This is a genomic window from Nocardia sp. CC201C (genome assembly GCF_030010695.1).
GTDB classification, from domain to species: domain Bacteria; phylum Actinomycetota; class Actinomycetes; order Mycobacteriales; family Mycobacteriaceae; genus Nocardia; species Nocardia otitidiscaviarum.
Genome location: NZ_JASCXP010000619.1, coordinates 1 through 2,850 on the forward strand (window position 1 = coordinate 1; position 2,850 = coordinate 2,850).

Genomic DNA, 2,850 nt, shown 5'->3' on the forward strand with positions numbered 1-2,850 from the left:
GACGCGAACGACTCGCGCAGGCGACGTGCGACGGGGGCCTCCACCGTCGATGACGCCGACTTCACGAACTCGCCCTGCTCCTTGAGCGTTGCGAGTAGTTCCTTGCTCGTGACACCGAGTTCTTTCGCCAACTCGTGCACGCGGGCCTTGCCTGCCACTGCTCTCCTCACTGAGAGGTCGAGCGTGGCACCCATCCGTCGTTAGGTGATGGGGAACCCGCACGACCTCCGGTTATTTCCGATGGCCGATCATCGCTGGGACTTCACGGTGTGCTCATGAGTGCTCGTGCCTGTTCTCTACGTACTGCTCCAGGGCTGAGATATCCAGATTTCCGGACACTCGTAGTGCTCTGCCGAATGCTCGGCGCCGAACTGCCGTGCTCAGACAGGCCGAAAGGGGGTGCAACCAGGCACCCCGTCCGGGAAGTCTGCGCCGCGGATCGGGAACGACCGCAGCCGAATGCTCTCCATCCACATCCTGCGCCACGACCCGCAACAGATCGGCGGCCAGCTCGCGTTTCCGACACCCCACACATGTCCGCACGGGTGCCGGTCGTTGATCCCGGACCCGCGCGGAGTGTGAAGTAGCCGAAGACTCGCGCTGAGCCTGCGTCAACTCTACCTCCACTGTGTCCCGATCTCCGCATCCGTCCTTCTCGGAAGTTACCAACATGTCATCCGGAAGGTCTGTTCCGCGAGTCTCCGTGCTGGTGAGAGCCAATTCGCGGGTCGTTGTGATCACCCTCGGTGATGCGCCTCCGTACGGGGGGCGCCCGCCACATCCGGGGCGGCGTCACTGCGGATGTCGATACGCCAGCCGGTCAGGCGGGCGGCCAGGCGGGCGTTCTGCCCCTCCTTGCCGATCGCCAGCGACAGCTGGAAGTCCGGCACCACCACGCGGGCGGCGCGGGCGTCGGGATCGACGATCGTGACGGAGACAACCTTCGACGGCGACAGCGCATTCCCGACGAACGCGGCCGGATCGTCGGCGTAGTCGATGATGTCGATCTTCTCCCCCGCCAGCTCGCTCATCACATTGCGCACGCGCTGGCCCATCGGGCCGATGCACGCGCCCTTGGCGTTGACGCCGGACACGGTGGAGCGCACCGCGATCTTGGAGCGGTGTCCGGCCTCGCGGGCCACCGCCACGATCTCGACCGAGCCGTCGGCGATCTCGGGCACCTCGAGGGCGAACAGGCGGCGAACGAGGTTCGGGTGAGTGCGCGAGAGGGTGATCTGCGGGCCGCGGGGGCCGCGGGAGACGCCGACCACGTAGCACTTGATGCGGTCGCCGTGCTCGTAGGTCTCACCGGGCACCTGCTCGGCGGGTGGGATGAGCCCCTCCGCGCCGTGCGCCTCGCTGCCGATCCGCACCACCACGGTGCCGCGGGCGTTCATCCGGGCGTCGCGCTGCACGACGCCGCCGACGATATCGCCCTCGTGCGTGGAGAACTCGCCGAAGGACTTCTCGTTCTCGGCGTCGCGCAACCGCTGCAACACCACCTGGCGGGCGGTGGTGGCGGCGATGCGGCCGAAGCCCTCGGGGGTGTCGTCCCATTCGGAGACGACATTGCCGTCGGCGTCCAGCTCGCGCGCCATCACCCGCACCACCCCGGTCTTGGGGTTGATGTCGATGCGGGCGTTGGGCTGGTGGCCCTCGGTGTGCCGGTAGGCGGTGAGCAACGCGGACTCGATCGCGGAGATCACCGTCTCCATCGAGATTCCCTTGTCGGCGACAATCGCGCGCAGGGCTTCGATTTCGATGTTCATTCCACGATCCCTTCGGTCGGTGAAGCGGACGCTGCCACTGCTGTCTCTGCTGTGTCTTCGGATACTTCGGATACCTCCTGGGCACCTGGCCGGGGTCGGCCCGGTGCGACTCCCCCCGCCAACTCCAGCTCGGCCGCACCCGGTGGGTTGAACTCCACCTGCACGACGGCCCGCTCGATATCGGCCAGCGGCACCGTCACCCGGTGCGGGTTCCGCTTACCGCCCAGCACCAGGGCCACGTCGGTGTCGGTGACGGCCCCGACGCGGGCCTCGAACTTCGGCTTGCCCTCCGGTGATTCGGTGCCGGGGCGCATTGTGACGGCGGCTTTTCGTCCCCGGGCCCGCCGCCAGTGCCGGAGCGCGGTGAGGGGGCGGTCGATGCCGGGGGTGGTGACCTCCAGGAGATAGGGGGTTTCTCCGAAGTCACCGGCCTCGTCGAGCAGCGTCGAGAGATCCGAACTCAGCTCCGCCACGACGTCCAGGTCGGTGGGGCCGTCGCTGTCGACGATCACCGTGACCTTCGCCTGCTCTTTCCCCGCAGCCGCGATCACGACGCCTTCGAGGTCGAATCCTCGGCGTTCGACGAGCTCAGCAACTAGCTGGCTCACCCTTTCCTCGGTCGGCATCGGCATGTGGGGCGGCTCCTGGTTCAGTTGTGGCGGGTTGAGTTGTCGGTATCGATACAGGTGGGGCCGGTATCGATAGGGTCGAGCGGTGTCGGCGGGCAGCCACGGCGAAATACCCTGCCAAAGGTCTAGCGTAACGCGCTGAAAGAGTGTAAAGGACCAGCCAACGGCCCCGGCTTTCGCCTTGTCGCACCGGCCGCACCGTCGGCGTGTCCATGGCGACGCGCCCGGTGGTGGCCGATATCGATCGAGATCACAGCCTATCCGAGGGGACTGGCGGCGCGGGTCCGCTCGGCGGACTGGCACCATGGATCCGTGCCCAGCAGCCTCCGCCGTCATGCGGCCGATCTCACGGTCCACGCCGACCGCTCGACCCCGTGTCCCAGCTCACCGTCGTTCGCCCTGGACCGTCGCGGCCTGCTGCGGTTGGCCGGTGGCGGCGCGCTCGCGGTCAC

General features: G+C 67.6%; 4 protein-coding genes. All 4 read right to left on the reverse strand.

Going from position 1 to position 2,850, the window contains the following annotated elements; all coding sequences use genetic code 11:
- On the reverse strand, positions 1–158 hold a 158-nt coding region (locus tag QK444_RS34990; RefSeq protein WP_282786279.1), incomplete at its 3' end, for a translation initiation factor IF-2 N-terminal domain-containing protein.
- Positions 159–273: 115 nt separating this feature from the next.
- Positions 274–543: a YlxR family protein gene (locus QK444_RS34995; protein ID WP_235204462.1), complete on the reverse strand. Its 270-nt coding sequence runs from the start codon at positions 541–543 to the stop codon at positions 274–276.
- Positions 544–737: 194 nt separating this feature from the next.
- Positions 738–1,769 carry a transcription termination factor NusA gene (nusA, locus tag QK444_RS35000; RefSeq protein ID WP_282786277.1) on the reverse strand — a complete coding sequence of 344 codons (1,032 nt, stop codon included), beginning with the start codon at positions 1,767–1,769 and terminating at the stop codon, positions 738–740.
- On the reverse strand, positions 1,766–2,401 hold the full coding sequence (gene rimP / locus QK444_RS35005) for a ribosome maturation factor RimP (protein ID WP_282786278.1): 636 nt from the start codon (positions 2,399–2,401) through the stop codon (positions 1,766–1,768). The genes nusA and rimP overlap by 4 nt, the downstream gene beginning before the upstream one ends.
- Positions 2,402–2,850 lie beyond the last annotated feature (449 nt).